The organism is Burkholderia arboris, from assembly GCF_038723655.1.
GTDB lineage: Bacteria > Pseudomonadota > Gammaproteobacteria > Burkholderiales > Burkholderiaceae > Burkholderia > Burkholderia arboris.
In genome coordinates, this window is sequence record NZ_CP109821.1 from 1,780,980 (window position 1) to 1,806,519 (window position 25,540).

Here is a 25,540-nt window from a genome sequence, read left to right on the forward strand (position 1 = left end):
AAAGGAGGAATGCCATGACCACACGACGTCAACTGTTGAAACGCGGCCTGTCCGTATCGGGTGCGGCGCTGGCCGCCAGCGCGATGGGCGGGTTGTTCGGCCGCGCCGCGCACGCGCAGCAGGGCGCCGCCTGGCACATGCCGGACGAAGGCGCGCCGCACACGGCGACCTGGATGGCGTTCGGCCCGAGCGAGGATATCTGGGGCGCACGGCTGTTGCCCGTGGTGCGGGAGAATCTCGCCGCGGTCGCGAAGGCGATCGCCGCGCACGAACCGCTCAAGATGCTGGTGCGGGAGCAGGACTATGCGATCGCCTCGCGGCTGTGCGGTTCGTCGGTCGAGCTCGTCCAGCATCCGGTCGACGATCTGTGGATGCGCGATACGGGGCCCGTGTTCGTGAAGAGCGCGTCGGGCCAGCTCGGCGGCGTGAGCTTCAATTTCAACGGCTGGGGCAACAAGCAGGAACACGACCAGGACGCGGAAGTCGCACCGTTCGTGGCCGAACGCGCCGGCGCGCGGCTGATCGACACCAAGCTCGTGCTGGAAGGCGGCGGCATCGAAGTGGACGGCGAGGGCACGGCGATCATCACGCGCAGCTGCGTGCTCAATTCGAACCGCAATCCGGGCGTCAGCCAGGCCCAGTGCGAGGCGGAACTGAGCCGTCTGCTCGGGCTGAAGAAGATCATCTGGCTGCCCGGCATCGCGGGCAAGGACATCACCGACGGGCATACCGATTTCTACGCGCGTTTCACGAGCCCGGGCGTCGTGGTGGCCGGGCTCGATACGGATCCGTCGTCGTACGATCACGCGGTGACGCGGCAGCATCTGGAAATCCTGCGGAAATCCACCGATGCGAAGGGGCGAGCGCTGAAGGTCGTCGTGCTGCCGGGGCCGAAGACCGTCCGGCACACCTACGAGAACGCGGAATTCGCGGCCGGCTACATCAACTTCTACGTGTGCAATCGCGCGGTGATCGCGCCGCAATTCGGCGACAGCCGCGCCGACCGCAATACGCGCGACACGCTCGTCGACCTGTTTCCCGGCCGCGAAGTCATCCAGCTGAACATCGACGGCATCGCCGCGGGCGGCGGCGGCATCCACTGCACGACGCAACAGCAGCCGGCCTGAGCACGGCCCCGGGCCGGTCCACGCGACCGGTCCGCATGCTGCTTCAATTTTCCAGTCTTTCCGGACTACTGAAAACAATGCGGAATCCGTCCCACGGGACGGAAGCCGGCGCGCACGCCTGCGCGCCGTCCGCGCAATGGAGTTGAAATACATGACGAAGAAAGGAAACAACGCGAGCACGAACCCGCACGCGTCGCCCATGCCGGATGCCGGCCGACGCGGATTCATCCGCTGTTCGGCTGCGTGGCTCGGCATGCCGCTGCTGGGCAGCCTGGCCGCGTGCGGTGGCGGCGACGGCGACGGCGGCAGCGGCGGCGTATCCGGCCCGGGGGGCACGCCGGGCCCGACGCCATCGGCACGGCAGGCCGCATACCGGCTGCCGGCCGAAGATGCGCCGCACGCGTTGACCTACATGACCTTCGCGTCCGGCGTGGACGGCATCTGGGCGCCCGTCACGTCACAGAGCACGGACGCCGGCATCGACCGCGTGCGGGCCGACCTGATGGACGTCGCGAAGGCGATCGGCGCAACCGAACCGGTCAACATGCTGGTGCTGCCGGTCGATCTGGACGCGGCCCGCGCGCTGCTCGCGACTGCAAGCGCCGCGAATCCCGACCTGCATGCGCGCTATGCGGCGCGCGCCGCAGGCACGGGCGGGATCACCCTCGTGCCGCTCGCCGACGGCTTCAACGATTTCTGGGTGCGCGACACGGGTTGCGTGTTCGTCAGGGATACGACGAACGGCAATGCGCTGAACGCGATCGGCTTCAATTTCAACGGCTGGGGCAACGCGAACACCGACGGCGCCGGCCAGAGTGCGGGGACGATTCCGCCGGCGCTCCTGGCCGCGAGCAACCGGTCGAAAGCGGGCAAGTTCTTCCAGGCGTTCAGCCAGGACAGCCGGGTGGCGGGCTGGATGGCGCAAACCAAAGGCGCAAACCTGATCCGCAGCACGTTGACGCTCGAAGGCGGCGCGATCGAATTCGATGGCGACGGGACGGCGATCCTCACCGAATCGTCCGTGCTGCACGTGAACCGCAATCCGCAACTGTTCGACATCCCGAACGGCGCGATCGCCAACGCAACGCTGCGGCCGACGGCCCGCGATACCGTGCTGGCCGAACTGCAGCGCACGCTCGGGGTGCGGAAGATCATCTGGTTGCCAGGCACGGCGACGTTTCCGCGCGGCAGCGGCGTCGGTGGCGCGGGCGGCGCGTCGACACCGGCCGGCGAAAGCGACATCACGAACGGCCACGTCGATTTCTACGCACGCTTTCTCGCCCCCGGCGTGGTCGCGTGCTGCTACGACGCGTCGAATTCGACCGGCGAACGCGCATTGACGGACGCCAACCGGCAACGCCTGGCCGGCCAGACCGATGCAAACGGCCGGCCGCTGAAGCTCGTCGAGCTCGTGCCGCCGGTCAGCTACGGCACGTCGGCGGGCACGACGCTGAACGAGCGGCAGATGTCGCATTTCGCGGCCGGCTACATCAACTTCTATACGTGCAACGGCGCGATCGTCGTGCCGAAGTTCAACGACGCGGCGGCCGACGCGGCCGCGGTCGCCGCGATCCGGCCGTACGCGGGGAATCGTGCGATCGTGCAGGTCGACATTCTCGGCATCGCGTCGGGCGGCGGCGGCATTCACTGTTCGACCCGCGAGGTGCCGGCGTGAGCGTGTCCCGTCATATCGATATGGAAATCGATTCGTTGTCCGTTTCAGGCGATTTCCTTAATCTGGGCCTGTAGTTCGTGTGACACCTCCTTGACTGGGATTCGCGCCCGCTGCGTGCAGCGGGCGTCTTTTTTTGTGCGCTGCATCTCACGCCGGCCCCGGCAGGGTTGGTGGCGCGCGTCGGCTCGCCTATGCTGGTTGCTGCGTGTCCGCGCGACGGTCCGGATCGGCCGGGCCGGTGACGGTTCGATGACATGCCACGTCAAGGAGATACACGATGAGCAAACCCGCGATCGTGCTCGTGCACGGCTTCTGGGGCGGCGCCGCGCACTGGGCAAAAGTAATCGTCGAACTCGCACGAAAAGGCCATACATCGCTGCACGCGGTCGAGGTACCGCTGACGTCGCTCGCCGACGATGCCGAACGCACGCGCAAGATGGTCGCTCAACTGACCGGCCCCGTGCTGCTGGTCGGCCATTCTTACGGCGGCGCGGTGATCAGCGAGGCCGGCAACCTGCCGAATGTCGCGGGCCTCGTGTTCATCGCCGCGTTCGCGCCTGACGCGGGCGAAAGCCCCGGCGGGATCACGCAGGAACACCTGCCGGTGGCGGCGCCGAATCTCGCGCCCGACAGCGACGGCTATCTGTGGCTCAAGCCCGACAAGTTCCACGAGAGCTTCTGCCAGGATCTATCGTCAGACGAAGCGCTCGTGATGGCCGTCACGCAGAAGGCACCGCTGGCGAGCACGTTCGCGGACACCATCGGCACGCCCGCATGGCGCTCGAAACCGTCGTGGTACCAGATCTCCAGCGAGGACCGGATGATCGCGCCGGAGAACCAGCAACGGATGTCGGCGCGGATGGACGCGCGCAAGATCATCACGCTCGACGCGAGCCATGCGTCGCTTGCATCGAAACCGGTGGCGGTCGCCGCGCTGATCGACGAGGCCGCGACGGCGCTTGGCGGGTAAAGGTCAGGAAGCGGGGCATGGCGGGAAGGGCACGGCGCGATGCCGCGCCCGTGCCCGCCGCGGCTCATCACGAAACCCGCAGAGCAAAGCACCATTTGTTGGTTCGGATTCGCTGCACGCGCTGATACGTTAGCGGCTTCGCGACGACACACTCCGTCGCGATGTTCTTCGAACCGGGCCGCCGCGCGATCCGCGGCGGCCTTCATAACAAATCAGGTCGTGCTCATGAAATTCCACACTCTCGCTACGTGGCTCGTCGGGGCTGCGCTCATTACCGCCGGCACCGTCGCGCATGCGGACCGGCTCGACGACATCAAGAAGGCCGGCGTGCTGCGCGTCGCGACGTTCGACAGCAACCCGCCGTTCGGCTATGTCGATGCGAAGAACAACCACGTCGTCGGCCTCGACGTCGATTATGCGAAGGCGCTCGCCGACAAGCTCGGCGTGAAGCTGCAACTGCAGCCGACCAATCCCGCGAACCGCATCCCGTTCCTGACGTCCGGCAAGGTCGATCTCGTGCTCGCGAACTTCACGATCACCGACGAGCGTGCGAAGCAGGTCGACTTCAGCATTCCGTACTTCTCGTCGGGCCAGCAGTTCCTCGCGAAGAAGGGCGTGCTGAAATCGGCCGAGCAGCTGAACGGCCTGCGCGTCGGCGCGGACAAGGGCACAACGAACGAGATCACGCTGCGCGAGAAATTCCCGAAGGCGACGATCGTCGCGTATGACGACACGCCGTTCGCGTTCGCCGCGCTGCGCGCCGGCAACGTGCAGGCGATCACGCAGGACGGCCCGAAGCTGATCGGCCTGCTGGCGAACGTGCCCGACAAGCAGAACTACGAGATCCCGGCGTTCACGATCTCGAACGACTACATGGGGGTCGGCGTGCCGAAGGGCGAGACGCGCCTGCTCGGCTTCGTCAACGACACGCTGAAGGGGCTAGAGGCGAACGGCCGCGCCACGCAGATCTACGACGCATGGTTCGGGCCGACGACCAAGACGCCGCTCACGCGCATCTTCCGGATCGGCGACAAGACCTGATCTTCGCTGCACGCGCGCCGCGACGGGCCGGCACACCGGCTGCGCGGCGCTTTCCGTTTTCTTCCGATCGCGTGCTTCTCACGCGCACCCCAGCATGCTCGGGTTGGCTCCCAAATATCTGTCCTGGCTCTGGCAGGGCTTCCTGCTGACGCTCGGCCTCGCGGCCGCGTCGGCCGTTGCCGCAACGGCCGGCGGGCTGTTGCTCGCGGTCATGCGTCACGCCCGCGGCACCGTCCCGCGCGCGACCGCCGCCGCGTACGTCGTCGCATTTCGCAACACGCCGTTGCTCGTGCAACTGCTGTTCTGGTATTTCGGCGTCGCGTCGTTGCTGCCCGACACGTGGATCGCGTGGCTCAATGCGCGCCATGCCGTGAGCGCGGGCCCGTTCACGCTCGCGTGGCCGTCGTTCGAATTCGTCGCGGGCTGGGTCGGCTTGAGTGCCTATACGGCCGCGTTCGTCGCCGAGGAATGCGAAGCCGGCCTGCGCGGCGTGCGTCGGGCACAACATGACGCGGCAGCCGCACTCGGCCTCACGCCGATGCAGTCGCTGCGTTACGTCGTGCTGCCGCAGGCCGTGCGTATCGCGTTGCCGCCGCTGTTCGGTCAATACATGAATCTCGTGAAGAACTCGTCGCTCGCGATGGCGATCGGCGTGGCCGAGCTGTCGTATGCATCGCGGCAGGTCGAGACGGAGACGTTCAAGACATTCGCCGCGTTCGGCGTCGCGACCTTGCTGTACATCGCGGCGGTGGCCGCGATCGAGGCCGGTGCGTACGCCGCCACGCAATGGCGTGACCGGCTCGGAGCGGGGCGCTGACGATGGATCTTTCGCTGCTCTTCTCCAATCTGCCGTACCTGCTCGTCGGCGCGTTCCCGGAAGGCCCGCTCGGCGGCGCCGCGCTGTCGCTGGTGCTGGCGATCGCGTCAGCCATCGCGTCGGCCGTGCTCGGCGTGGCGCTTGGCGTTGCGATGGCGCTCGCGCGCGGGCCGGTGCGCGTGCTGCTGCTCGCGTTCATCGGCTTCTTCCGTGCGATTCCGGTGCTGATGCTGATCTTCTGGACGTATTTCCTGATGCCGGTGCTGCTGCACATGGATGTGCCGGGACTCGCAACGGTCGTGTGTGCACTGGCGCTGATCGGCGGTGCGTATCTCGCGCATGCGGTGCATGCGGGCATCGTCGCGGCAGGAGACGGTCAATGGCAGGCGGGGCTGTCGCTCGGGCTCACGCGCTGGCAGACGGTGCGCTACGTGCTGTTGCCGCAGGCGATCCGGATCATGACGCCGTCGTTCGTCAACCAGTGGGTCGCGCTCGTGAAGGACACGTCGCTCGCGTATATCGTCGGCGTGCCGGAACTGTCGTTCGTCGCGACGCAGGTGAACAACCGGCTGATGGTGTATCCGGCGCCGATCTTCCTGTTCGTCGCCGTGATCTATCTGGTGCTGTGCACGTCACTCGACGGCGCCGCGCGCTGGCTGCTGTCGCGCCGCCCGCGCGCGGAGCGCGCCGCGCAGGCGGCCGCCGAGTACACCGAACCCGCGCGGTAACGGCGCACCGCGGCCGCGGCGGGCGACGCGGGCGTCACGACGCCGAGTAGTGCGTGTTGAAGACTGCGCGCAGCGTCGATTTGTCGGTGGCGAAGTCGCCCCACAGCGGTCCGTCGTTCTGCGCGAACGCAAACGGCGCCGTACTGATCGACGCGAGGCGGAAGCGCCATTGCGCGGCTTCCTGGCGGAACGCGGTGAGTTGCATGTCGGACAGCGCCGTCTGCGCGCTGGCGAGCGTGACGAGCGGATCGACCGGATCGTTCGCGACGCGCACCTCGAAATGCAGGTGCGGGCCCGTCGCGGCGCCCGTCATCCCGACCGCGCCGATCCGCTGGCCCTGCTTCACGGTTTCGCCGGTCTTGAGGCCGCGAGCGAACGCGGACAGGTGCGCGTAGTAGGTCGAATATCCGTCCGCGTGATCGACGATCACGTAGCGGCCGTAGCCGCCCGGATCGGTGCCGACGAACGACACGACGCCGTCGGCCGCCGCATCGACGGGCGTGCCGCTCGGCGCGGCGAGATCGACGCCCGTGTGGAACGCCATCGCCTGCGACAACGGATGGATGCGCTCGCCGAAGAACGAGCTGATGCGCGTCCACTTGACCGGCATCGTGAACGCGGCGGCTTCGAGCGGCGAGCCGTCGAGCGCGTAGTACGCGCCGTGCTCGGCGCCCGGCGCGCGGAACCAGATCGCGCCGAAGGTGCGGCCGGCGACGCGCAGTTCGAGCGCGGTGAGGCGCGGCGTGCCGCCGTTCGTGTCGAACGCGACGCGGTAATAGTCGCCGCGCTGCGCACTCGCGCGCATGGCGACCTTGCCGGTCACCAGATCGCCGAGCTGGATGCGCACTTCAGGCGGCACGTCGAGACGGTTCAGCGTATCGGACAGCGTGAGTTCGATGTCGCCCGCACGCATCCCTTGCTGGTTCTCGGGCGCCGCGAACTGGAACAGGCTCGCATAGCCGAGCATGTCGTTGCGGTGCGCGCTGAGCGGCGCGAACAGGCCCGGTTGCAGGCTGCGGTCGTTGCGATCGACGTGTTCGTTGCGCTCGCCGATCGTGCGCGCGAGTTCGCTCGTCACGAAATGCTGCGCGGTGGGAAACGGCGTGTCGGACAGCACGCGCTGCGGCAGCGCGGCCGTGCCCGAGTCGACAGCGCCTGGCAGTTGCGATACGGCCGGCAGGGCGGCGGCAAGGCCGAACGCGGCGAGGGCGCCGAGCACGGCGGCCGGCACGAGCGCGCGCACGACGCGCTGCGCGCGGCCGGGCGCGAAAGCAGGGGTAGCGGCAGAGTTGACCAAGGTGTCCACATCCAGGAAAGCGGTTCAAAGGGGTGTGGGCAGGGGCCGCCGGCGGCTCATCCGTCGAACGGCGACGGGGCGGGTGGCGGGCGTGCAACAAAACAGGCCCCGCCAGGGGCCTGTGTCGTTTCCGTTCGACCCAACACACGGGGCGGGCCCGCTTCGAACGGCGGCGTGCATACCGGGTCGAACCCGGTTATCACGAAGACGCTAAAGAAAGATGACAGCGTCAGTCTACCGATGTTCCGCGAAACGTTAAAAATTTTAAAAGGGGTCGGCTCACTCGTTTCGCAGTGCGGTAAATCGGGTTAAATCAGCATTTGTTACGACGTTTTTCGTCAGTCTGGCAATTTTTGCGCGCGAACGTGCAGCGCGGTGGAGGTGCGGACGGTATCGAAGCCGGCGTCGAGCATCGCTTCGGCGTCGTTCCACAGGTTGCCGCGCAGCCGGTTGGTCCAGATCATCGACGCGAACACGCCTTCGAGCAGCGACACGAGATAGACGGCGGCCAGGTGCACGTCGAGATTGGCGGCGATCTCGCCGGCCGCGATCGCGCGGCGCAAGAGCGCCTTCGTGATCCGCAGCATCTGCAGTTCGAGCAGCATGCGGCGCCGCTGCAGCGCGCCGTTCTCCTCGCTCTGCTCGCACTTCGTATAGAGAATCACGAGCACGCGCTGCATCGGGCCCGGCTCGCCGCATTCCTGCAGATAATGCGATGCGGCGCGTCGCAGCGTGGCGAGCGGCGGCAACCCGTCGCCCGCGTCGAAACCCTCCGACGTGCGCGCGAACGCGCGGTCGCAGATCGCAAGACACACCTCCATCTTGTTGCGGTAGTGGCCGTAGACGGCGCCCCGCGACATTCCGGCCGCCTCGGCGAGGTCCGCCATCGCGGTTTGCGCGACGCCTTTTTCGAGCAACACGAGCTCGGCGGCGTCGAGGATCCGGTGCTTGATGGCGAGTGATTCTTCCCGGGTCTTGCGGGCCATGTCGTGAATTTCCTTACAGTTCGCTGTCGTTTTATGGAGACAGTGTCGCGGTCAGATTGAAACCGCATGTATTTAATCAGTCGTGACTGATTATAATCGGCCACCCTGAGCCGCCGCATTTTATCGGCGGCGAACGATCCGAGGTCTATATGAATAACAATCGCTCCCTGTCGCGCCACGGTCTGGCGCCGTTCGCGTTGGCGGCCGTGCTGGCCCTGGCCGGATGTGGAAAGGGCGACAAGGACGCCGCGCCGGAGACCGCGAAGCAGGCCACCGTCGTGACGGTGCACCCGACAGCCGTGCCGATGACCGTCGAGCTGCCGGGCCGGCTCGATGCGTACCGGCAGGCGGAAGTGCGCGCGCGGGTCGCGGGCATCGTCACCGCGCGGACTTACGAGGAAGGCCAGGAAGTGAAGCAGGGCGCGGTGCTGTTCCGCATCGATCCCGCGCCGCTGAAGGCCGCACGCGACGCCGCGCAGGGCGCGCTCGCGAAGGCGCAGGCCGCCGCGCTCGCGGCGAGCGACAAGCGCCGCCGTTACGACGATCTCGTGCGCGATCGCGCGGTGAGCGAACGCGACCACACCGAGGCCGTCGCGGCCGACACGCAGGCGAAGGCCGAAGTCTCGTCCGCGAAGGCCGAGCTCGCGCGTGCGCAGCTGCAACTCGACTACGCGACCGTTACCGCGCCGATCGCGGGCCGCGCACGGCGCGCGCTCGTGACCGAAGGCGCACTCGTCGGCCAGGACCAGGCGACGCCGCTCACGACCGTCGAACAGCTCGATCCGATTTACGTGAACTTCTCGCAGCCGGCCGCCGATGTCGATGCGCTGCGCCGCGCAGTGAAGAGCGGACGTGCGACGGGCATCGCGCAGCACGACGTCGCGGTGACGCTGCTGCGCGCCGACGGCACCGCGTATCCGCTGAAGGGCAAGCTGCTGTTCAGCGATCTCGCGGTCGATCCGACCACCGACACCGTCGCGATGCGCGCGCTGTTCCCGAATCCGGAGCGCGAGTTGCTGCCGGGCGCGTACGTGCGGATCGCGCTCGACACGGCGGTCGACCAGCGGGCGATCCTCGTGCCGCGCGACGCGCTGCTGCGCACGACCGACCGCACGTCGGTGCGCGTGGTCGGCACGAACGGCAAGGTCAAGGACGTCGAGGTCACGGCCGACCAGATGAGCGGCCATGACTGGCGCATCACGCGCGGCCTCGCGGGCGGCGAGCGCGTGATCGTCGACAACGCCGCACAGTTCGCGCCCGATACGGCCGTCAAGCCCGTCGAGAAGGCGTCGCCGTCGCAGGCGGCGCCGGCAGCAGCCGCTTCGCAGGCGGCCGCCCGTCAAACCTGACCGGTTAAACCAACATGGCACGTTTCTTTATCGATCGCCCCGTCTTCGCGTGGGTGATCGCCATCTTCATCATGCTGGGCGGCATGTTCGCGATCCGCGCGCTGCCCGTGGCGCAGTACCCGGACATCGCACCGCCTGTCGTCAGCATCTATGCGACGTACCCGGGCGCGTCCGCGCAGGTCGTCGAGGAATCGGTGACCGCGCTGATCGAGCGCGAGATGAACGGCGCGCCGGGGCTGATGTACACGTCCGCGACGAGCAGCGCCGGGATGGCGTCGCTGTACCTGACGTTCAAGCAGGGCGTCAACGCCGATCTCGCGGCCGTCGAAGTGCAGAACCGGCTGAAGACGGTCGATGCGCGCCTGCCCGAGCCGGTGCGCCGCGACGGCATCCAGGTCGAGAAGGCCGCCGACAACATTCAGCTGGTCGTGTCGCTGACGTCCGAGGACGGCCGGATGACCGCCGTGCAGCTCGGCGAGTATGCGTCGGCGAACGTCGTGCAGGCGCTGCGCCGCGTCGAGGGGGTCGGCAAGGTGCAGTTCTGGGGCGCCGAGTATGCGATGCGGATCTGGCCCGACCCGGTGAAGATGGCAGGGCACGGCCTCACCGCATCGGACATCGCATCGGCCGTGCGTGCGCACAACGCGCGCGTGACGATCGGCGATATCGGCCGCAGCGCGGTGCCGGACAGCGCGCCGATTGCGGCGACCGTGTTCGCCGATGCGCCGCTGAAGACGCCCGCCGATTTCGGCGCGATCGCGCTGCGCGCGCAGGCCGACGGCTCCGCGCTGTTCCTGCGTGACGTCGCACGGATCGAATTCGGCGGCAACGACTACAACTATCCGTCGTACGTGAACGGCAAGGTCGCGACCGGCATGGGCATCAAGCTCGCACCGGGCTCGAACGCGGTGTCCACCGAGAAGCGCGTGCGCGCGACGATGGACGAGCTGTCCGCGTACTTCCCGCCGGGCGTGAAATACCAGATCCCGTACGAGACGTCGTCGTTCGTGCGCGTATCGATGAACAAGGTCGTCACGACGCTGATCGAGGCCGGCGTGCTGGTGTTCCTCGTGATGTTCCTGTTCATGCAGAACCTGCGCGCGACGCTGATTCCGACGCTCGTCGTGCCGGTCGCGCTCGCGGGCACCTTCGGCGTGATGTATGCGGCGGGCTTCTCGATCAACGTGCTGACGATGTTCGGGATGGTGCTCGCGATCGGCATCCTCGTCGACGATGCGATCGTCGTCGTCGAGAACGTCGAGCGGCTGATGGTCGAAGAGGGGCTGGGGCCCTACGACGCGACCGTCAAGGCGATGAAGCAGATCAGCGGCGCGATCATCGGGATCACCGTGGTGCTGACGTCGGTGTTCGTGCCGATGGCGTTCTTCGGCGGGGCCGTGGGCAACATCTACCGGCAGTTCGCGCTGTCGCTCGCGGTGTCGATCGGCTTCTCGGCGTTCCTCGCGCTGTCGCTGACGCCCGCGCTGTGCGCGACGCTGCTCAAGCCCGTGAACGGCGACCATCACGAGAAGCGCGGCTTCTTCGGCTGGTTCAACCGCTTCGTTGCACGTGCGACGCAGCGCTATGCGACGCGCGTCGGCGCGATGCTGAAGAAGCCGGTGCGCTGGCTGGTCGTGTACGGCGCGCTGACCGCGGCCGCGGCATTGATGCTCACGCAGCTGCCGACCGCGTTCCTGCCGGACGAGGACCAGGGCAACTTCATGGTGATGGTGATCCGCCCGCAAGGCACGCCGCTCGCGGAAACGATGCAGAGCGTGCGCGAGGTCGAGTCGTATATCCGCAAGGACGAACCGGCCGCGTATACGTTCGCGCTCGGCGGCTTCAACCTGTATGGCGAAGGGCCGAACGGCGGGATGATCTTCGTCACGCTGAAGAACTGGAAGGAGCGCAAGGCCGAGCGCGATCACGTGCAGTCGATCGTCGCGCGCATCAACGAGCGCTTCGCGGGCACGCCGAACACGACGGTGTTCGCGATGAACTCGCCGGCGCTGCCCGATCTCGGCTCGTCGAGCGGCTTCGACTTCCGGCTGCAGAACCGCGGCGGGCTCGACTACGCGACGTTCAGCGCCGCGCGGGAGCAACTGCTCGCGGCAGGCGGCAAGGACCGCGCGCTCACCGACCTGATGTTCGCAGGCACGCAGGACGCGCCGCAGCTGAAGCTCGACATCGATCGCGCGAAGGCGTCCGCGCTCGGCGTATCGATGGACGAGATCAACACGACGCTCGCGGTGATGTTCGGCTCCGACTATATCGGCGACTTCATGCACGGCACGCAGGTGCGGCGCGTGATGGTGCAGGCCGACGGGCTGCACCGGCTCGATCCGGACGACGTGAAGAAGCTGCGCGTGCGCAACGCGCGCGGCGAGATGGTGCCGCTCGCGGCGTTCACGACACTGCACTGGACGCTCGGGCCGCCGCAGCTCACGCGCTACAACGGCTATCCGTCGTTCACGATCAACGGCTCGGCGGCGGCAGGCCACAGCAGCGGCGAGGCGATGACCGCGATGGAGCGGATCGCCGCGAAGCTGCCGGCCGGCATCGGCTTCGCGTGGTCGGGGCAATCGTTCGAGGAGCGGCTGTCGGGCGCGCAGGCGCCGATGCTGTTCGCGCTGTCGGTGCTCGTCGTGTTCCTCGCGCTCGCGGCGCTCTACGAGAGCTGGTCGATTCCGTTCGCGGTGATGCTGGTCGTCCCGCTCGGCGTGATCGGCGCGGTGCTCGGCGTCACGCTGCGGATGATGCCGAACGACATTTATTTCAAGGTGGGGCTGATCGCGACGATCGGGCTGTCCGCGAAGAACGCGATCCTGATCGTCGAAGTCGCGAAGGATCTCGTTGCGCAGCGCATGTCGCTCGTCGACGCCGCGCTCGAGGCCGCGCGCCTGCGGCTGCGGCCGATCGTGATGACGTCGCTCGCGTTCGGTGTCGGCGTGCTGCCGCTCGCGTTTGCGTCGGGTGCGGCGTCGGGCGCGCAGATGGCGATCGGCACCGGCGTGCTCGGCGGCGTGATCACGGCGACCGTACTCGCGGTGTTCCTCGTCCCGCTGTTTTTCGTGATCGTCGGCCGCCTGTTCGACGTCGGCCCGCGCCGGCGTGGCGGGGCGCAGCCGGCGACGATGGAGGGTTCGCAATGAAGTTTGCGCTGAATGCACGCGCCGCGCTGCGGGTTCAGCTCGCGCTGGCCGCCGCGCTCGCGCTCGCCGGATGCTCGCTCGCGCCGCGTTACGAGCGGCCGGCGGCGCCGGTGCCGGCGACGTATGCGCCGGTTGAAGGCAGCACGGCGCCGGCCGCCGAACCGGTTGCCGCACAGGATGCCGCGCAGCTCGACGACTGGCATGCGTATTTCACCGATCCGGCGCTGCAGGCGTGGATCGACGCAGCGCTCGCGAACAACCGCGACCTGCGGATCGCAGCCGGCCGCCTCGAGGAGGCACGTGCGCTGTATGGCGTGCAGCGCGCGGACCTGATGCCGTCGGTCGACGCGAATCTCGGCTATGAACGCGTGCGGCAGTACGATCCCGTCGTGCGCGAAAGCGCGATCAGCGGACTGTATCGCGCGGGCGTCGGCATCAGTGCATACGAGCTCGATTTGTTCGGCCGCGTGCGTAACCTGTCCGATGCCGCGCTGGCCGAATATTTCGCGACGGCCGATGCGCAGCGCGCGGTTCGCATCGGCGTGATCTCGGAAGTGGCGGGCGCCTACGTATCGGAGCGTTCGCTGCACGAGCAGCTTGCGCTGGCGCAGCGTACGCTCGACGCGCGCGAGCGCATGGCCGCGCTCACGCAGCGCCGCTACGCGGCCGGCACGAGCGACGCGATCGAGCTGCGTTCGGCCGAGATGCTGGTGGCGTCCGCGCGCGCATCGCAGGCCGCGCTGCAGCGCGAGCATGCGCAGGCGGTACGGGCGCTGCAGCTGCTGGCGGGCGACTTCGCGCGCAACGTGCCCGACGACGCAACCGCGCTCGACGCGCTGTCGATCGCACCGGTGGCGCCGGGCGCGCCGAGCGAATTGCTCGAACGGCGGCCGGACATCCGGCAGGCCGAAGCGCGGCTCAAGGCCGCGAACGCGCAGATCGGCGCCGCGCGCGCGGCGTTTTTTCCGCGTATCGCGCTGACGACCGATTACGGTTCGGTGAGCGACGCGTTCTCGAGCCTGTTCGCGGCCGGCACGAGCGTGTGGACGTTCGCGCCGCGCATCACGCTGCCCATTTTCGCGGGCGGACGCAATCGCGCGAACCTCGATGTCGCGAACGCGCGCAAGCACATCGCGGTGGCCGAGTACGAAAAGACCGTGCAGACGGCGTTCCGCGAAGTGGCCGACGCATTCGCCGCGCGCGACTGGATCGATCGCCAGCTTGCCGCGCAGCAGGACGTGTATGCGGCGGACGGCGCGCGGCTGAAGCTCGCGGAGCGCCGTTATGCCGGCGGCGTCGCGACCTATCTCGAACTGCTCGATGCGCAGCGCAGTACGTACGAGTCGGGGCAGGAGCTGATCCGGCTCAAGCAGCTCAGGCTCGCGAACGCGATCGCGTTGTACCGTGCGCTCGGCGGCGGCTGGTCGCCGGCATCGGCGGAGGCCGCAGCTTCCGCGTGATGCGCGACGCGTTGCCTGGCGCCGCAGTGCATCGGGTGACGTAACGGCGGCCGCACGATTCGACGTGCGGCCGCCGGTTCACCAGTCGTGCTGCCCGCCGTATCGCCGATCATGTTCGGCGCTTCCTTTCGCTGTCCAGCGAACCATCCAGACGTTTTTTTTCTCGCGGCGGTGCGCGCTAAGCGGCATCCCGCATCCCTCGACCGGCGACCGGCGACCGGCGACCGGCGACCGGCGACCGGCGACCGGCGACCGGCGACCGGCGACCGGCGACCGGCGACCGGCGACCGGCGACCGGCGACCGGTCGTGTCGCTCTCCGGCGCAAACGTGTGCGCGCATCTTCGTGGTTTCCTCTCGGCCATTCAGGCTCGCAAATTTCGTATCGGCGACTGCGCCCGCGTGAGATTCACGATCGGGAATTGAAGATCGGATTAATCAATGAATTGGAATTAATGAGGGCGGCAAAGTGTCGCAGTAAAACGTTTGTATTCATTTCGCAATCGTTTGCGCGGTAAATAGAGATTGGAGAAACGCCTCATTTAATTTCCTGTCAGTTGAAAATGATTTGATATGGGCGTTGTCGCCGGGCAACGATGGCGGCGTTGGACAATATTTTGTCTTTTGCGCAACGGATCTTTGCCGGGCTAGTGCTGGCAAGGCAGGGCGAGGTGTCGATGGTTATCGGCAAGAAATTCCCTTAATCTTCAATTGGTTCCGGAAAATAAAAAAGGACTGCGGACAAAATATCCGCGATTGAAAATCATGAAGAAAGAATGCGGTTTTAGAGGGGTAAATCGAACATTGTCAGAAGCGTTTGACAATGATTTACAGAAATCTTTCACGATTATCTCGATAATGCCGCCTCGTGTCGGACGGGAGCCAGCACACGCTGCCGTTTGTGTCCGCCACGTCGTCCACTCCATTTGCAGTCCTTAACGGGAAACGTCATGAAAAAAACCATCCTGACCGCTGTCGCACTCGCGGCCCTGTCCACCTCGGCCTTCGCAGCGGGCACCGGCACGATCAACTTCACGGGCGAGATCGTCGCGGGCGCATGCGGCATCGATTCGGGCTCGGTCAACCAGACCGTGAACCTCGGCAAGGTGCCGACCAACGTGTTCAAGCAGGCTGGCGACAAGTCCACGCCGACCAACTTCGACATCAAGCTGACCGACTGCGACACGAGCATCGCGAAGAACGCGTACTTCACGTTCACGGGCACGTCGAGCGCAGGCCAGCCGAAGCTGCTCGCCACGATCGGTTCGGCAACCAACGTCGGCATCCGCCTGCAGGCAGCGTCGGGCGAATACCTCGACAACGGCGCCGAGCAGAAGGCACCGACCGTGCTGCAAAACGGCACGAACATCGCACGCTTCGCAGCCATGTACGAAGCGACGGCAGCCGGCGTGACGCCGGGTACCGCCGACAGCGTCGCGAACTTCACGGTCCGCTACCAGTAAGCGCCCGTACCGGAGGAGGGATGCGTGCTTCCCTCCCTCCTTCTTCCGTCCTCCCGTTTTCCCTTCTCCTCGGACTTCCGGTAGCGCCGCGTGCGAATCAGACATTCCTTCCTTTGCGTCTCCGTGCTGGTCGTCGGCAGCCAGAGCCATGCGACGGAATTCAATTCGTCGTTCCTGAACATCGACGGCACGAACAATGTCGATCTGTCGCAGTTCTCGGAGGCGGACTTCACGCTGCCGGGCGAGTACATGCTCGACGTGCAGGTCAACGACCTGTTCTACGGGCTGCAATCGATCGAGTTCATCGCGATCGATGCGTCGGGCGCGGGCAAGCCGTGCCTGCGGCCGGAACTCGTCGCGCAGTTCGGGCTGAAGCCGGCGCTTGCGAAGGACCTGCCGCGCTTCCAGGGCGGACGTTGCGTCGACCTCGGCGCGATCGAGGGCGCAACCGTGCGTTACCTGAAAAGCGACGGACGGCTCAAGATCACGATTCCGCAGGCCGCGCTCGAGTTCACCGATTCGACCTACCTGCCGCCGGAGCGCTGGTCCGAAGGGATTCCGGGGGCGATGCTCGACTATCGCGTGATCGCGAACACGAACCGCAACTTCGGCGCGGGCGCCAGCCAGACGAATTCGATCCAGGCCTACGGGACGGTCGGTGCGAACTGGGATGCGTGGCGCTTTCGCGGCGACTACCAGGCGCAATCGAACGTGGGCAACACGGCGTACGCGGATCGCACGTTCCGCTTCAGCCGGCTGTATGCATTTCGCGCGTTGCCGTCGATCCAGTCGACGGTAACGTTCGGCGACGACTACCTGACCTCCGACATTTTCGACACGTTCGCGCTGACGGGCGCGTCGATCCGCAGCGACGACCGCATGCTGCCGCCTTCGTTGCGCGGCTATGCGCCGCTGATCGCGGGCGTCGCGCGCACCAACGCAACCGTGACCGTGTCGCAGGCGGGCCGCGTGCTGTACGTGACACGCGTGTCGCCGGGCGCCTTCGCTTTGCAGAACATCAACACGAGCGTGCAGGGCACGCTCGACGTCGCGGTCGAGGAAGAGGACGGCAGCGTGCAGCGCTTCCAGGTGACGACGGCCGCCGTGCCGTTCCTCGCGCGCACCGGGCAATTGCGCTACAAGGCCGCGGTCGGCAAGCCGCGCCTGTTCGGCGGCGCCGGCATCACGCCGTTCTTCGGCTTCGGTGAAATCGCGTACGGCCTGCCGTTCGACATCACCGCGTACGGCGGCTTCATCGCCGCGTCGGGCTATACGTCGGTCGCGCTCGGCGTCGGCCGCGATTTCGGTGCATTGGGCGCGGTGTCGGGCGACGTCACGCATGCGCGTGCACGGCTGTGGTGGAACGGCGCGACGCGCAACGGCAACTCGTATCGGATCAACTATTCGAAGCACTTCGACGGACTCGACGCCGACGTGCGCTTCTTCGGCTATCGCTTTTCCGAACGCGACTACACGAACTTCGCGCAATTCTCGGGCGACCCGACCGCGTACGGGCTCGCCAACAGCAAGCAGCGCTATTCGGCGACGATGTCGAAGCGCTTCGGCGACACGTCGACCTATTTTTCGTACGACCAGACGACCTACTGGGCGCGTTCGTCCGAGCAGCGCGTCGGCCTCACGCTGACGCGAGCATTCTCGATCGGCACGCTGCGCAACGTGAACGTCAGCGTGTCGGCATTCCGCACGCAGAGCGCCGGCGCGAGCGGCAACCAGTTCTCGGTTACCGCGACGTTGCCGATCGGCGGCCGCCACACCGTCACGTCGAACCTGACGACGGGCAGCGGCAGCACGAGCGTGAACGCGGGCTACATCTACGACGATCCGGCCGGCCGCACCTACCAGGTCAACGCGGGCGAAACCGACGGCCGCGCGTCGGCGAACGCGAGCTTCCGCCAGCGCACGACGGCGTACCAGCTCACCGCGCAGGCGTCGACCCTCGCGAACGCCTACGCGGCCGCCTCGCTCGAAGTCGACGGCTCGTTCGTCGCGACGCAGTACGGCGTGTCCGCGCATGCGAACGGCAATGCGGGCGATACGCGCCTGCTGGTGTCGACCGACGGCGTGCCCGACGTGCCGCTGTCCGGCTCGCTCACGCACACCGATTCGCGCGGCTATGCGGTGCTCGACGGCATCTCGCCGTACAACGTGTACGACGCGACCGTCAACGTCGAGAAGCTGCCGCTCGAAGTGCAGGTCACGAACCCGATCCAGCGCATGGTGCTGACCGACGGCGCGATCGGCTTCGTGAAGTTTTCCGCCGCGCGCGGCAGCAACCTGTACCTGACGCTGACCGACGCGGCCGGCAAGCCGCTGCCGTTCGGTGCATCGGTGCAGGACGCGGCGAACGGCAAGGAACTCGGCATCGTCGGCGAGGGCGGCGCGGCGTTCCTGACCCAGGTTCAGCCGAAGTCGACGCTGGCGGTGCGGGCGGGCGAACGTACGCTCTGCACGGTCGACACACTGCCGAACCGGCTCCAACTCGAAGGCACGCCGATTCCGGTGACGTGCCAGACGCCCGGCGAGTCGCATGCAGCGGCCGCGCGGGCCGAACGATGATTTCACGGATCCAGCGATGAAAAACACTTTCTCCGTTTCTTTTCGGCGACGCGCGTGGTGCGTGCTCGCAACCGCCGGCGCGCTGCTCGCGGGCGCCGCGCACGCGGCGATCGTGCCCGATCGCACGCGCGTGATTTTCAACGAAGGCGAACAGGCCGCGATCGTCACGATCACGAACAAGAGCACGACGTATCCGTATCTCGTGCAGTCGTGGCTCGAGGACGCGAAAGGCAACAAGATCACGTCGCCGCTGATGGTCGTGCCGCCGCTGCAGCGCGTCGAGGCGAACGAGCGCAACGTGCTGCGGATCGCGAAGCTGCCGGGCACCGAGCTGCCGGCCGATCGCGAATCGGTGTTCTACCTGAACATCCGCGAAGTGCCGCCGAAAACCGATACGCCGAACACGCTGCAGATCGCACTGCACACGCAGATGAAGCTGTTCTACCGGCCGAAGGCCGTGCAGCCCACGCGCGACGAGGACTGGACGCTGCCGATGACGCTGCGGGTGGATGCGGCCGCGCACAAGCTGGTGTTCGACAATCCGACGCCGTACCACGTGACGGTGGTCGACGTGAGCGCGGGCGCGCAGAAGACGCCGGTGCCGATCGAGCCGGTGATGGTGAGCCCGATGAGCACGGCCGACGTGCCGTTCAAGGCCGCGACGCCGGCGACGCTGTTCGTCACGCATATCGACGATTACGGCGGCCAGGTGGCGGTCGAGTATGCGTGCGAGGCCGGTGCTTGCAAGAGCGTGAAGAAATGAGCGGCGGTATGCGCCACCAGGGATCGCCGGCCGCATGGCTGCGCTGGATCGTGCTTGTGTTGCTGGTCGCGGCAGTGCAGCCGGCATGGGCACTGCGCTGTCTGACCAACAGCGGCGCGACTTCGTTGACGGAGCCGATCGGCGGCGTTGCGTCGTATCCGACCGATGCGCCCGACGGCTATGTGATCTGGGTGTCGCCGGTGCGAACGACGTCGGGGTATTGCTACAAGGATCTGGGTGACGACAGCAGCCTGAAAGTCGTCGACAACATCTATTTCTACGCGAATCCGAATCGCACGAATCCTGCCGCCTGGGGGCTCGAGATCGGCATCCGTTACAAGGGTATCGATTATTTCGACAAGACCAGCAACCGAGGCGGCGGGGTGTTCACCGGGTATTCCGTGCCGCCGTGCAGCAAGTACGACTTCGATCGAGGGCGCTGCGAGCAGACGCGAATCAGCATCGACTACCAGGTCGTGGTGCGCAAGCGGGGCAACTGGGTCCAGCCGCCGAGCGACATCTACACGGTATTTCAGTTCGACGGCGAGTTCGGGCTGAACGCATACAACCCGAGCTTCCAGTACCGCCTGAGCGGCCTGCGTAATCTCAAGCCGACGCCGTGCTTCGTCGACGTGCTGGTGACGCCCGAGCCGGGCATCGTCAATTTCGGACAGGTGCAGGCGGTGGGCAACGGCTTCATGCCCGCGGTGCCGCGCAAGCGGTTTTCGCTGTCGCTGACGAAGAAATGCAACGTCGCGGTACGTGTTGACGGGTACTTCGAAACCAGCTTCCCGGTGCAGAACGGCTTGCTGGTGCCCGCGAAGGACAGCAATTTCGGGATCGGCATCGAGGACAGCCAGGGCAAGGCGATTCCGTTCAACGAACAGTTCAACCTCGCGCAATTCCCGTCCAACGTCATGAACCAGAGCGTACTGATGGACGCGGTGCTGAAGTCGTTCGGACCGCCGAAGATCGGGCGGTTCGACGCGACGGCGACGATCCGGTTGTTCATCTATTGATATCGACGGCGACACCGTCGTCGGCTCGCGCAACGGATGTACGGCTTGCGTCGTAGCCCGACGATGGTGGATGACCATTCGGGTTTCAGTCCATGGAGGAGACGCACATGCAAACGCGGTATCGGGTGGTGGCAACTTCGATCGCGATCGCGCTGATGCTCGCCGGCGGCCACGCGCAAGCACAAGTGCCCGGTGCAATATCGCTGACCCGGCTCGGCGATCTCGGCGGGATGCGGGATCGTACGAACCAGGTCAGCGGCGTCAGTGCGGACGGCAAGACCTTCGTCGGTTCTTGCTCCAGTTACACGAATCCGGCCGAACCGGGGCGTGCATTCTCATGGTCGGCGCAGACTGGCTGGCAACGGCTGGCTTCACCGTCCGATGAACGCTCGTCAAGAGCCAATGCCGTGTCGTCTGACGGGCGCGTTGTCGTAGGGTCGCTCGCCCAGCCCGGTCCGTATGGCAACGATGCGGTATCGGCTGTCCGTTGGCCCGGGGATGGCAGCGTGCAACCCATTGCACCGTCGACGGCAACGCGGTATTTCAGCGACGCCAGCGTGATGAACCGCGACGGCTCGCGCATCGCGGGTAGCTACACGACGACCGACGGGCACAATGCGCTGTTTCTGTGGGACAGTCGCAGCGGTTTCAACCGTATCACCACCGATGAGGACTTCGCCGCGAGCGCGGTTCACATGAATCAACCCGGCGACGCAGTGGCAGGAAGCGTCGGGAATGTGGGCGGTGTCTATGGCTCGCGCGCTTTCGTCTGGACGGTGCGCTCGGGCGTTCGGCTGCTGCCGGCCATTTCCTCGGCTCCTGCGCTCATGGACCGGGCTATCAGTGTAAGCGACGACGGTCAAACTGTCGTGGGGAATGCCGGGACCGGGCGATCGTTGCCGTCGCCGTGGGGCGAGAGGGAGGGCACCGTCGCGGTCCGCTGGCTGAATGGCGGGAACACGATCGAACAACTCGGCATGCTCGACGGCGACAACTACAGCTATGCCGAACACGCCAATGCGGACGGCAGCGTCGTGGTGGGCCAGTCGGGGAACACCGAACGCGACACTGTCAGGACGTTCATCTGGACGCAGGGCGTCGGCATGCGAAGTCTGCCGGCGCTGCTGGACGCCGCGGGCGTATCGCGCGGCGGGCTGCGGCTGGATACGACGCTGGCGATCAGCCCGGACGGCAGCCTGATCACCGGGCAGGAGTATCTGGACGACAACTATCGTCCGTTGTTCTGGCAGATACGCATCGCGCTGTCCTCGCTGCGGCCGGCGCCACGCCAGTAGCGTCGACGCGGGCCGCGGAAAAGGCGTCGGGGAACCGGCGCCTCGTTTCGCTGTTCGCCGGAAAGAAGCAGGAAAGTCATGGCGGGCGGAATCGCAACCGACCTCCGATCACATTCAGGATGGCGAACTTCTACCTGTTGCCGGCCCGGTATGGCACGGTCCGGGTGCGGAGATACGGGACGATCGGCTTGCGTCGATACCGTGCAAGGCAGGGGCGTCGGCAACGGCTTCGCGAAGCGGCCGTGCGTTGTGCCGATGACAGCCGTCCGCCTCGCTGCATCGTTCGAACCGATACACGACGGCCGGCGGAAAATTCATCCACGCGACACCGACCCGCACGGCGCGAATGCGCAGGGCTTCCAGATAGCGTGCCGGAATCGGGCAGCGCGGCACATAGGTGAATTGATAGAACGCGCCACCGGCGGCCAGGTGGCGCGCGAATGCGCAGTGCACGATCGCGACGGCCTGCTCGACCGGCATCGCGACGAGCGGCAACCCGCTCACGATTGCATCCGCGCGTTCCCCGCCGAAGAAGTCACCCGTCATCCCGAGCTGGGCCGCATCCATCTGCATGATCCGCAACGCGGGGAACTGATGCCGCAGCGCGTTGGCAAACGCGGGATCGGCTTCCACCAGCACGAGCCGGTCGCTCGCGACGCCGCGCGCGAGCAGCGCACGTGTGAACACGCCGGTGCCGGCGCCGAGCTCGATCACGGACGCGCGTTCGCGCGGGACATGCGCGGTGATCAGCGCGGCGAGCGCCGGGCCGGACGGCGCAAGTGCGCCGACCCGGCGCGGATTGCGCAACCACGTACGCAGAAACAGCATCCATTCGGGGATTCGCATCGACAGGCTCCTGGCGGGATCGATCGGGGGCAATGACAGGCGCGGTTAGCCGGCCGCTTGCGCGGCGAGATAGCCGGCGGTGATGAACAACGTGTTCCAGAGCGCGATGCCGGCCGCCGCCCCCGACGCGAAGCGCGCGAAGCTCGTTTGCAGCAATCCGGCGAGCGCCGGCGCGACGAGCCGGACGAACGGCACCAGTTGCGACCAGAGTGCGAGCCGCGTGGGCCGCGCGCGGATGCCTTCGATCAGCGCGTCCATTCTGGCGGGCTGCAGCCTGCCCAGCGGCGCGACGCGGCGCAGCAGGGCCAGCACGCTGTCTTCAGGCCACAGATTGCCGAGCGCGTAATGAAGGAGGCAGCCGGCGAAACTGCCGAGCGCCGTGACGACGATCGCTTCCGGCAGTGTCCATGCGCCTTGCGCACCGGCGACACCGATCATCGCGAGCAGCACGTGGGAGGGCAGCACGGGGATCAACCGTTCGATCAGCGACAGGCCGGCGAGGCAGGCGATGCTGTTGGCGCCGGCCAGGCCGAGCGCGAGGCCGAACGGGACGAGCGCGGCGACTTGGTTCATCGAGCCGCTCCCGCGCGGCGCGCGCGCAACGCACGCAATGCGGGCGGCCTTTCATGCCAGAATGCCCGGCACCGGGACGGCGCGAAGCGGGCGCGCCGTGCCGTCTTGCATCGCAGCAACGGAATCGAAGGACAGAACACGGTCATGGCGGGCCTCTCGGGAAAGCGCCAACTGCATTGCACCGGCAATGCGGCGATCGACACGCATCGTGGCCCCCCGGCTTTAAGAAGTTTTTAATCGCGGTCCGTCAGGCTGGCGACCTCGCCATTCGAGGAGCGAAACCGATGCAGATCCTGCTGGTGGAAGACGACGCGATGCTGGCCGACGCCGTGCGGGCCGGCCTGGCCCAGAACGGCTGGCGCGCGGACTGGGTGACCGACGTGCCGGCGGCTCGGCTCGCGCTCGTCGGTCGCGACTACGACGCGGTACTGCTCGACCTGCAGTTGCCGGGCGCATCCGGTTTCACGCTGCTCGCCGCGATGCGCGCGAACTACGACGCGACGCCAGTATTGATCGTGACCGCCCGCGATCAGCTGAGCGACCGTATCCGCGGGCTCGACGCCGGCGCCGACGACTATCTCGTGAAGCCGTTCCAGCTGGACGAGCTCTATGCGCGGCTGCGCGCGCTGACGCGCCGCAGCCAGGGCCGCGTATCGGAGCGGCTGGTCTACCGCGATATCCACGTCGATCCGTCACGCAAGGAAGTCACGCGCGCCGGCGAACCCGTCGCGCTCAGCATTCACGAGTACCGGACGCTGGTCGCGCTGATGGAACGGCAAGGACGCGTCGTCACGCGGACGCAGCTTGAAGCGCGCGTGTATGGCAACGACGGCGCCATCGAAAGCAACACGATCGCGGTGTACATCCATCAGCTTCGGCGCAAGCTCGGCGACGAACTGATCGTGACGGTGCACGGTTTCGGCTATCGCGTCGGGGAGGGCACGGCATGAGGTCGCTGCGCATGCGCTTGCTCGCCACCGTGATGGCGACGGTGGTCGTGTTCTGGGCGAGCTGGGGCGCGGTCCTCGGCGTCGGCCTGTGGCGCGAGCAGCGCGGCTGGCGCGACGGCTTGCTCGAGGGCGCCGCGCAACTGCTGCTGCTGTCGCTGCCCGATGCAATCGACCGCCTGCCCGAAGCCCGCGCCCAGGCGGTGTTGCCGAAAGCCGCGTACGGCAAATACGACGTCGCGTTCCAGATCTGGATCGACGGCCGCAACGTCATGCACAGCGCGGATGCGCCGGGGCCGGCGCTCAAGGCCGACATGCAGGACGGATACGGGGTGAGCAGCGGGCGCGGCGTTGCGCACGACGAGACCTGGCGGGTCTATTCGCTGTCGGATCCGGCGGGCCGGATCCGCGTGCAGACGGGCGGGCCGGCCACGACCTGGCAGGAGAAGGCGAACAATGCGCTGCAACTCGGCCTGTTCAATACGGCGGTGCTGCTCGGCATGCTGGGCGTGGCGATCTGGTGGGGGATCCGCTGGTCGTTCGGGCCGGTGCGCGACGTTCAGCGGGCGATCCAGCACAAGGCCGCATTCGATTTCTCGCCGTTGCCGCTGATGACGCTGCCACGCGAGCTCCGGCCGCTCGTCGAGTCGTTCAATCGCCTGCTCGCGCGGCTGAGCCAGGCCGTCGATACCGAGCGCCGTTTCATCGGCGATGCGGCGCACGAGTTGCGCATTCCGCTGGCCGCGTTGTCGGCGCAGGCGGAAGTCGCGTTGCGGGCGGACAGCCCCGCGGACAAGGACGCCGCGCTGCGCCGTCTGGCAACGGGCGTCGAACGCAGCGCGCGGCTGTCAGGACAATTGCTCGAGCTGGCGCGGCTCGATGCAGGATCGCGCGCCGAGCAGCACGGGCCGGTGGACCTGTCGCGGCTCGTTGCGCTGATCGCGAGCGACTTCGATGCGGCCGCGCATGCGCGCCGGCAGACGGTGCGGGTGGCGGTCGAGCCGGTGTGCGTGTGGGGCGATCTGGATGAAATCGCGATCGCGGTGCGCAACCTGATCGACAACGCGCTGCGTTACGGCCATGAAGGCGGGCGGGTCGAGATCGCGTGCGACGGCCTGGCCGGCACGGACGGGGCGCGCGTCAGGTTGCGTATCGCGGACGACGGGCCGGGCGTGCCGGTCGACGAGCATGCGCGGATCTTCGAACGCTTTTACCGGGTCCCGGGTACGGCGCAGCCGGGTAGCGGCATCGGCCTGTCGCTGGTCGCGCGCATTGCCGAGTCTCACGGCGGGGCGGTCGACGTGGCGGCCGGTATCGATGGGCGTGGACTGGCGGTGATCCTGTCGTTTCCGATCTGGCTGGCGCCCGAGCGCTGGCAGCGTTAGCGCGAGCGCCTGCGCTGCCCGAGTCGCAAGAACAAAAAAAGCGCCGGCGAGCCGGCGCTTTTTCACCTCTAC

At 67.0% G+C, this 25,540-nt stretch carries 20 protein-coding genes; 16 read left to right on the forward strand and 4 right to left on the reverse strand.

The genetic code is table 11. From position 1 onward, the window contains the following. Positions 1-14: 14 nt before the first annotated feature. From OHZ10_RS08490 to OHZ10_RS08515, 6 genes are all read left to right on the forward strand, one after another. Positions 15-1,127 carry an agmatine deiminase family protein gene (locus OHZ10_RS08490; protein WP_059234351.1) on the forward strand — a complete coding sequence of 371 codons (1,113 nt, stop codon included), beginning with the start codon at positions 15-17 and terminating at the stop codon, positions 1,125-1,127. 151 nt (positions 1,128-1,278) lie between these two features. Next, positions 1,279-2,802 (forward strand): agmatine deiminase family protein, encoded by a 1,524-nt coding sequence (locus OHZ10_RS08495; protein ID WP_342704325.1) that lies wholly within the window; start codon positions 1,279-1,281, stop codon positions 2,800-2,802. A 277-nt stretch (positions 2,803-3,079) separates the two neighbouring features. Then, complete coding sequence (locus OHZ10_RS08500; RefSeq protein ID WP_059234349.1) at positions 3,080-3,772, forward strand: alpha/beta hydrolase; 693 nt, start codon at positions 3,080-3,082, stop codon at positions 3,770-3,772. Positions 3,773-3,997: 225 nt separating this feature from the next. Next, on the forward strand, positions 3,998-4,813 hold the full coding sequence (locus OHZ10_RS08505; RefSeq protein ID WP_059234347.1) for an ABC transporter substrate-binding protein: 816 nt from the start codon (positions 3,998-4,000) through the stop codon (positions 4,811-4,813). 94 nt (positions 4,814-4,907) lie between these two features. Further along, the gene (locus tag OHZ10_RS08510) at positions 4,908-5,630 is read left to right on the forward strand and encodes an amino acid ABC transporter permease (RefSeq protein WP_059234345.1); all 723 of its coding nucleotides are present in this window, start codon (positions 4,908-4,910) and stop codon (positions 5,628-5,630) included. 2 nt (positions 5,631-5,632) lie between these two features. Then, entirely contained in the window at positions 5,633-6,358 is a 726-nt protein-coding gene (locus OHZ10_RS08515) for an amino acid ABC transporter permease (protein ID WP_174991458.1), read from the forward strand. Between the two features lie 34 nt (positions 6,359-6,392). Here the strand turns inward: OHZ10_RS08515 and OHZ10_RS08520 are convergent, their stop codons facing one another. Next, complete coding sequence (locus tag OHZ10_RS08520; RefSeq protein ID WP_340624090.1) at positions 6,393-7,655, reverse strand: M23 family metallopeptidase; 1,263 nt, start codon at positions 7,653-7,655, stop codon at positions 6,393-6,395. A gap of 338 nt (positions 7,656-7,993) precedes the next feature. Further along, positions 7,994-8,641 carry a TetR family transcriptional regulator gene (locus tag OHZ10_RS08525; protein ID WP_174991460.1) on the reverse strand — a complete coding sequence of 216 codons (648 nt, stop codon included), beginning with the start codon at positions 8,639-8,641 and terminating at the stop codon, positions 7,994-7,996. Positions 8,642-8,790: 149 nt separating this feature from the next. Here OHZ10_RS08525 and OHZ10_RS08530 point away from each other — a divergent pair, with 149 nt between their 5' ends. The 8 genes from OHZ10_RS08530 (at position 8,791) to OHZ10_RS08565 (ending at position 21,717) form a co-directional block, all read left to right on the forward strand. Continuing rightward, positions 8,791-9,990, forward strand: a complete 1,200-nt coding sequence (locus OHZ10_RS08530) for a MexX/AxyX family multidrug efflux RND transporter periplasmic adaptor subunit (protein ID WP_059234296.1) — start codon at positions 8,791-8,793, stop codon at positions 9,988-9,990. A 14-nt stretch (positions 9,991-10,004) separates the two neighbouring features. Further along, positions 10,005-13,142 (forward strand): multidrug efflux RND transporter permease subunit, encoded by a 3,138-nt coding sequence (locus OHZ10_RS08535; RefSeq protein ID WP_340624092.1) that lies wholly within the window; start codon positions 10,005-10,007, stop codon positions 13,140-13,142. Then, on the forward strand, positions 13,139-14,602 hold the full coding sequence (locus tag OHZ10_RS08540) for an efflux transporter outer membrane subunit (protein WP_342704331.1): 1,464 nt from the start codon (positions 13,139-13,141) through the stop codon (positions 14,600-14,602). Before OHZ10_RS08535 ends, OHZ10_RS08540 begins: the two co-directional genes overlap by 4 nt. A gap of 948 nt (positions 14,603-15,550) precedes the next feature. Continuing rightward, positions 15,551-16,063, forward strand: coding sequence for a fimbrial protein (locus OHZ10_RS08545; RefSeq protein ID WP_059234292.1), 513 nt, complete (start codon positions 15,551-15,553; stop codon positions 16,061-16,063). A gap of 123 nt (positions 16,064-16,186) precedes the next feature. Further along, the gene (locus tag OHZ10_RS08550) at positions 16,187-18,640 is read left to right on the forward strand and encodes a fimbria/pilus outer membrane usher protein (RefSeq protein ID WP_342704390.1); all 2,454 of its coding nucleotides are present in this window, start codon (positions 16,187-16,189) and stop codon (positions 18,638-18,640) included. A gap of 16 nt (positions 18,641-18,656) precedes the next feature. Next, complete coding sequence (locus tag OHZ10_RS08555) at positions 18,657-19,403, forward strand: molecular chaperone (protein WP_342704334.1); 747 nt, start codon at positions 18,657-18,659, stop codon at positions 19,401-19,403. Further along, a complete protein-coding gene (locus OHZ10_RS08560; protein WP_059234287.1) occupies positions 19,400-20,422 on the forward strand; it encodes a fimbrial protein in 1,023 nt (340 codons plus the stop codon). Before OHZ10_RS08555 ends, OHZ10_RS08560 begins: the two co-directional genes overlap by 4 nt. A gap of 107 nt (positions 20,423-20,529) precedes the next feature. Then, entirely contained in the window at positions 20,530-21,717 is a 1,188-nt protein-coding gene (locus tag OHZ10_RS08565; protein WP_174991462.1) for a calcium-binding protein, read from the forward strand. 114 nt (positions 21,718-21,831) lie between these two features. On the opposite strand, the gene OHZ10_RS08570 is transcribed toward OHZ10_RS08565, so the two are convergent. After that, positions 21,832-22,563: a class I SAM-dependent methyltransferase gene (locus OHZ10_RS08570; protein ID WP_256084830.1), complete on the reverse strand. Its 732-nt coding sequence runs from the start codon at positions 22,561-22,563 to the stop codon at positions 21,832-21,834. Between the two features lie 45 nt (positions 22,564-22,608). Next, complete coding sequence (locus OHZ10_RS08575; RefSeq protein ID WP_342704338.1) at positions 22,609-23,136, reverse strand: DedA family protein; 528 nt, start codon at positions 23,134-23,136, stop codon at positions 22,609-22,611. Positions 23,137-23,420: 284 nt separating this feature from the next. On the opposite strand from OHZ10_RS08575, the gene OHZ10_RS08580 reads away from it, so the two are divergent. Together OHZ10_RS08580 and OHZ10_RS08585 are read left to right on the forward strand one after the other, a co-directional pair. Continuing rightward, positions 23,421-24,086 carry a response regulator transcription factor gene (locus tag OHZ10_RS08580; RefSeq protein ID WP_059234279.1) on the forward strand — a complete coding sequence of 222 codons (666 nt, stop codon included), beginning with the start codon at positions 23,421-23,423 and terminating at the stop codon, positions 24,084-24,086. Further along, the gene (locus OHZ10_RS08585; RefSeq protein ID WP_342704339.1) at positions 24,083-25,468 is read left to right on the forward strand and encodes an ATP-binding protein; all 1,386 of its coding nucleotides are present in this window, start codon (positions 24,083-24,085) and stop codon (positions 25,466-25,468) included. The genes OHZ10_RS08580 and OHZ10_RS08585 overlap by 4 nt, the downstream gene beginning before the upstream one ends. The last annotated feature ends 72 nt before the right edge of the window (positions 25,469-25,540 follow it).